The following is a 2,409-nucleotide window of genomic DNA, read 5'->3' on the forward strand; positions in this document are numbered from 1 at the left end:
TGCCCAGCGCCAGGTGCCGTCGAGGGCGACCAGCAGGAAGGGGGTGTAGGAGCCGGCGATGTCGAACCTTTCCTTACGCACCTGTTTGCCGCTTGCCCTTGTAAGCGTGTTGTCTGCCTGCAACGGCGCTGGCACCGCCAGCGCGCCGCGACCGGAGGCCGAACACTTCAACCTTGCCGATCTGCAGCAGCTTGGCTGCACGGTCACCGCCACGCCCAAGCGCAACGTGAGCAAGATCCCGTTGATGGGCGAGACGATGGCTACGGCGTGACCAGCACCACCGCATGCGCGACTCAGCTGGTCAGCCTGCTGCAGCCGATCAAATACGAGGACGCGGTGTGGGAAGGCGCACACACGGCGGCCGGCAACTTCGCCAAGAAGCATGGGTTCGAGCGCGAGAGTTATGAAGGCCAGCTCGGCGAGTACAGCGAGATCGAGGTCTTCAGCCGCAGCGGCACGCCGGTGGGCTTCGAGTACAGCGTGCAGGCCAAGGGCCAGCTGCATACGGTGATCGTGCTCTCCGACAGCATTGCGCCGGATGCGGCGTTCGAGGCGGTGTTGAAGACCAAGCTCTAGCGTGAAGATGCGTCAGAGATAAATTCGAGTGAAATAACTGACAACTTCTTGGCCTCCCATAACATCCGCCCAGTACTCGGTCAAATATTGGGACACGCTACATGCTAAATGCCACTTAAAGTAAAACGGACATACCTGGTTTTCTGAATTTGAATGGCGCCAGGGTATCCCTGGCACCATCTAAGGCTTTTTAAAAAAGTCTACTGCCGATTAGAATCCCGAATATGACCAGACTTGATTGGCGTCTCCGGTGCATTCCCAGATATATGTCCTAGACCCATTCACCGAGCCACGGCCAGGATCGGCAAGGCACTTATTGCTTGCATTGCTTCGAAGCTCTCCGATTAGCTGCCACTGCTGATGTGCACCGTCGTTGCAACTCCACATTCTAATTGGAGATCCATTATTTGCTTGACCATTAGCGACTTCCAAACATTTACCACCAAACTGCACTGAGCCGTTACGCCCAAGTTTCCACTTTTGCTGCGGGAAGCCATTGCAGTCCCATAGTTGTACATTTGCACCGTCGGCCGTAGAACCACCTTCAACATCTAAGCATTTCCCACCAACCCCCCGAATTTCACCGCTGATTGGATCATAGTTCCATCGCTGCTGAGTATTACCCAACCAATCCCATAGCTGCAGCTTGGTGCCATTAGCACTAGAGCCGTTAACGGCATCCAGAACTTTCCCATTGATACCGACAACTGATGCAAATGTGAAACTCCATTGTTGATTTTTACCGCCCAACTGGTCAAATAGTTGAAGTACGGATCCATTCGATGTTCCGTATCCCGCTACATCAAGTACGCGCTGACTTGGAACGCTTCGCAAGTAACCTGTACCAGCTTCAAGTGACCAAACTTGTTGTTCGTTGCCGTTGCAAGAATACTGCTGAATTGATGCACCGTTTGACTTAGCCCCCGCTTCCACATCGAGGCATTTACTGCCCATGCCGATAAGCGCTCCAAATACTGAAGGGGTCGGGCCAGGGGTCGGTGTAGGGGTCGGTGTAAGGGGCGGACTTGGAGGAGCTGGATTTTTCGCAAGGACGATTCCGGACGGAAAGTTGCTAGTGCATGAATTTGTAGAGGTCGTTCCAGATTGGTACCACCCACCTGGAATTGGAGATACGGGGCAAACTACAATCCCTGTGTATGGAACCTGGATAAAATATTGTCCTAGATCGCAAGTTTGGCCATTATTGTTGTACGCCTGAGTTATTACATAACCGCTAGGCACTGGCGAGTCAGCGCAAATCAGCATCTGGTTTCGTGGCAGCTCATATCGGCGCGTCTTGCCAAGTAGAGAACCACAATTTAAGGAGTCACTATTTGAGGTAAATACGTACCCCTCTGGTGTGGGGCTATTCCCACACCCCAGTATGCCGTTACGAGCCTGCTGGATCGTAAATTGCCCTGCTAAGCAGCCTTGCGGAACTGAACTCACGTTTGTTATCACATAGTTTTTAGCTATGGGTGAGTCAGAGCATATCGTGATGTTGTTACGGGCAGCATTGATACGTACTCGCGGCTCGCCACAAACAGTCGTATTGTTGTCTCCATACGGAGTAATTACATAAGGATCAGGTATCTTTGAACTACGGCAAATCAACTTCCCTTCACTCGGGGATTCCACCGTCCATGCCAGACCTGAACCACAGTTGGTAGCGCGCTGTAAAGCAGTTTTTACGTATCCTTCCGGCACGGCACTGTTGGAGCATATTTGAAGCTGGGCGAAAGCTTCTTTTGAATATGTTAAAGCGAAAATAGTTACAACCACCGCTAAGATATTTACTAACCTGTTCATGACATCCTCCATTAGCCTTTCGGC

General features: G+C 52.1%; 3 protein-coding genes. 2 read left to right on the forward strand and 1 reads right to left on the reverse strand.

Annotated features, from left to right (window positions below):
* Positions 1-58: 58 nt before the first annotated feature.
* Together AC1KVG_RS21720 and AC1KVG_RS21725 are read left to right on the forward strand one after the other, a co-directional pair.
* Positions 59-271 (forward strand): hypothetical protein, encoded by a 213-nt coding sequence (locus AC1KVG_RS21720; protein ID WP_481095799.1) that lies wholly within the window; start codon positions 59-61, stop codon positions 269-271.
* Positions 268-576, forward strand: a complete 309-nt coding sequence (locus AC1KVG_RS21725) for a hypothetical protein (protein ID WP_481095797.1) — start codon at positions 268-270, stop codon at positions 574-576. The genes AC1KVG_RS21720 and AC1KVG_RS21725 overlap by 4 nt, the downstream gene beginning before the upstream one ends.
* Positions 577-786: 210 nt before the next feature.
* Here the strand turns inward: AC1KVG_RS21725 and AC1KVG_RS21730 are convergent.
* On the reverse strand, positions 787-2,409 hold a 1,623-nt coding region (locus tag AC1KVG_RS21730; protein WP_481095798.1), incomplete at its 5' end, for an RICIN domain-containing protein.

It is taken from the genome of Xanthomonas sp. NCPPB 3959, assembly GCF_056675575.1.

Excerpts from the sequence above, each read along its gene's own strand:
- AC1KVG_RS21720 (WP_481095799.1), top strand. The coding sequence starts at position 59 with ATGTCGAACCTTTCCTTACGCACCTGTTTGCCGCTTGCCCTTGTAAGC.